A 3,461-nucleotide genomic window follows, 5' to 3' on the forward strand; every position below is an offset into this window, starting at 1 on the left:
GTGCCGCTCGGCGGCACGCCCTCGCGTGGCATCTCTCCGGGTCCTGAAACGGATCCCGGCACGAGCTCCGGTGTTCGGCGGCCCCCGGGACCGGACTCGGCCTCGCAAGCAAGCGCTCGACCCCCAAGATCGGGAAGCCTGAAACTTTCACGGCCTGCGAAAAAAGTGGCGCGGATCGTAGCAGCCTGGCGGCATGGGTCGTGAAACATCGACGTAACCGAGGACACATGCCATTGACATCCCCGGGACTGTCCCCAGAATCCCTTATGGGAGCGCTCCCACCCCCTCTCTCCCTTGCTTGATCCTGCGCGAGGCCACTACCAGCAAATTCGTGCTGATCTCACCCCCGGAGGCCCACTTCATGCATCGATATCCCATCAAAGCGGGAGCGCTCCCACGCTTCCGGAGACGGGTCGCCGCGCTGGCGCTGCTCAGCCTGGCGGCCGGGACGACCACCGCGCTGGCAGCCTCGCCCGCGCTCGCCGCCATCTCCTGTGACGTGACCTACACGACCAACGACTGGCAGGGCGGCTTCACCGCCAGCGTGACCGTCAAGAACCTCGGTGACCCGCTGACCGGCTGGACCCTCGGGTTCAGCTTCCCGACGACCACCCAGAAGGTCACCCAGGGCTGGAGCGCCACCTGGGCGCAGAGCGGCCAGGCCGTCACCGCCAAGAACCTGGACTGGAACGGCAACCTGGCCACCGGCGCCTCGACCAGCATCGGCTTCAACGGCAGCTGGTCCGGTACCAACCCCAAGCCGACCTCCTTCACGGTCAACGGCGTGGCCTGTGGCGGGACCACCCCCGTCAACCAGCCGCCCACGGTGAAGATCACCGCTCCGGCGGCCGGGGCCACCTTCGCCGCGCCCGCGACGGTCCCGATCACCGCCGACGCGGCCGACAGCGACGGCACCGTCTCCAAGGTCGAGTTCCTCAACGGCAGCACGGTGCTGAGCACCGACACCACCGCGCCGTACGCCTTCAACTGGACGAACGTCGCCGCCGGAAGCTACTCGCTCACCGCGCGGGCGACCGACAACGCGGGGGCGGTCACCACCTCCACCCCGGTGGGGATCACCGTCACCGCCGACTCCGCCGCCGCGGTGCTCGCCACCCCGTCCACGATCGCCGTCCCCGAGGGCGGCACCGCCGACTTCTCGGTCAAGCTCTCCAAGGCCCCGACCTCGAACGTCACCGTGACGACCGCCAGGACGAGCGGTGACACCGACCTGACCGTCTCCTCCGGCGCGTCGCTGACCTTCACCACCGCCAACTGGAACACGGCCCAGACGGTGCGGATCGCCGCCGCCGAGGACGCCGACCAGACCTCCGGCAGTGCGGAGTTCACCTCGACCGCCCCCGGTCACACCTCGGCCAAGGTGACCGCCACCGAGGTGGACAACGACGTCAGCGGTGGCGACAACGAGTACATCAAGCGCTTCGTCGCGATGTACAACAAGCTCAAGGACCCGGCGAACGGCTACTTCTCGCCGGAGGGCGTGCCCTACCACTCCGTCGAGACCTTCATGGTCGAGGCGCCGGACCACGGGCACGAGACCACCTCCGAGGCCTACAGCTACTACCTGTGGCTGGAGGCGGCCTACGGCAAGGTGACCGGCGACTGGAGCAGGTTCAACGCCGCCTGGGCCTCGATGGAGAAGTACATCATCCCGGCCACCGCCGACCAGCCGACCAACTCCTTCTACAACCCGTCCAAGCCCGCCACGTACGCCGGCGAGTGGGACGACATCAAGCAGTACCCCTCCAAGCTGGACAACGGCGTGAGCGTCGGCGTCGACCCGATCGCGAACGAGCTGAAGACCGCCTACGGCACCAGCGACGTCTACGGCATGCACTGGCTGCTGGACGTGGACAACACCTACGGCTTCGGCCGCTGCGGGGACGGCACCACCAGACCCGCCTACATCAACACCTACCAGCGCGGCCCCGAGGAGTCGGTCTTCGAGACCATTCCGCAGCCGTCCTGCGACACCTTCAAGCACGGTGGCCCGAACGGCTTCCTGGACCTGTTCACCGGGGACAGCAGCTACGCCAAGCAGTGGAAGTACACCAACGCCCCCGACGCGGACGCCCGCGCCGTCCAGGTGGCCTACTGGGCGCACACCTGGGCCACCGAGCAGAACAAGGCGTCGCAGGTCTCGGCCACGGTCGCCAAGGCCGCGAAGATGGGTGACTACCTGCGCTACTCGATGTACGACAAGTACTTCAAGAAGCAGGGCTGCACCAGCACCTCGTGTGCGGCGGGCACCGGCAAGGACAGTGCCTCCTACCTGCTGAGCTGGTACTACGCCTGGGGCGGCGCCAACGACAGCTCCGCCGGCTGGGCCTGGCGGATCGGCTCCAGCCACAACCACTCCGGCTACCAGAACCCGATGGCCGCCTGGGCGCTGTCCAGTGTGGACGTGCTCAAGCCCAAGGGCACGACCGCCGTCGCGGACTGGACCATCAGCGCCAAGCGGCAGCTTGAGTTCTACCGCTGGCTCCAGTCGAGCGAGGGCGCGATCGCCGGTGGCGCCACCAACAGCTGGCAGGGTCACTACGCGGCCCCGCCGTCGACACTGCCCACCTTCTACGGCATGGCCTATGACTGGCAGCCGGTCTACCACGACCCGCCGTCCAACCAGTGGTTCGGCTTCCAGGCGTGGACGATGGAGCGGGTCGCGGAGCTCTACTACGCGACCGGCAACGCCGACGCCAAGCTGATCCTCGACAAGTGGGTCAAGTGGGCCACCGACAACACCACCGTCAACGCCGACGGGACCTACCAGATCCCCTCGACCCTGGTGTGGACCGGCCAGCCCGACACCTGGAACGCGAGCAACCCCGGCGGCAACAGCGGGCTGCACGTGAGCATCAGGGACTACACGACGGACGTGGGCGTGGCGGGTTCCTACGCCAAGGTGCTGATGTACTACGCGGCCAAGTCCGGCAACGCCACCGCCAAGAACGTCGCCAAGGGCCTGCTCGACGGCATGTGGAAGAACAACCAGGACGCCAAGGGTGTCTCGGTCCCCGAGACCAAGGCCGACTACCGGCGCCTCAACGACCCGGTCTACGTCCCCGCGGGCTGGAGCGGCAAGATGCCCAACGGTGACGTGATCAACTCCAGCTCGACCTTCCTGTCCATCCGGTCCTTCTACAAGAACGACCCGGACTGGCCGAAGGTGGACGCCTTCCTGAAGGGCACCGGGCCCGCCCCGTCCTTCAACTACCACCGGTTCTGGGCACAGGTGGACGTCGCCGTCGCCCTGGCCGAGTACGGCCGGCTCTTCCCCTGATCCGGCACCTTCCCCGATCCCGATTCCGGCCTTGACCCCGGTTCCCGGTCCGGCTCCCGTCTGAGCCGGAGGATCGGGAGCGGCTGTTCGCCGCCATGCGGCCGATGGCCGCCGACCCCGGCGCCGTGGCCCGCTCCTACGAGCTCTACCGCAGGCTCGG

Annotated in this window: 1 protein-coding gene; it reads left to right on the forward strand. The window is 68.0% G+C overall.

What is annotated here, in order from left to right; genetic code table 11:
* Window positions 1-361 precede the first annotated feature (361 nt).
* Window positions 362-3,301 carry a glycoside hydrolase family 48 protein gene (locus ABZ260_RS48775; RefSeq protein ID WP_355632155.1) on the forward strand — a complete coding sequence of 980 codons (2,940 nt, stop codon included), beginning with the start codon at window positions 362-364 and terminating at the stop codon, window positions 3,299-3,301.
* Window positions 3,302-3,461 lie beyond the last annotated feature (160 nt).

Origin of the sequence: Streptosporangium sp. NPDC006013 (assembly GCF_040614275.1) — a bacterium.
In the GTDB taxonomy this organism is placed as follows: Bacteria; Actinomycetota; Actinomycetes; order Streptosporangiales; family Streptosporangiaceae; genus Streptosporangium.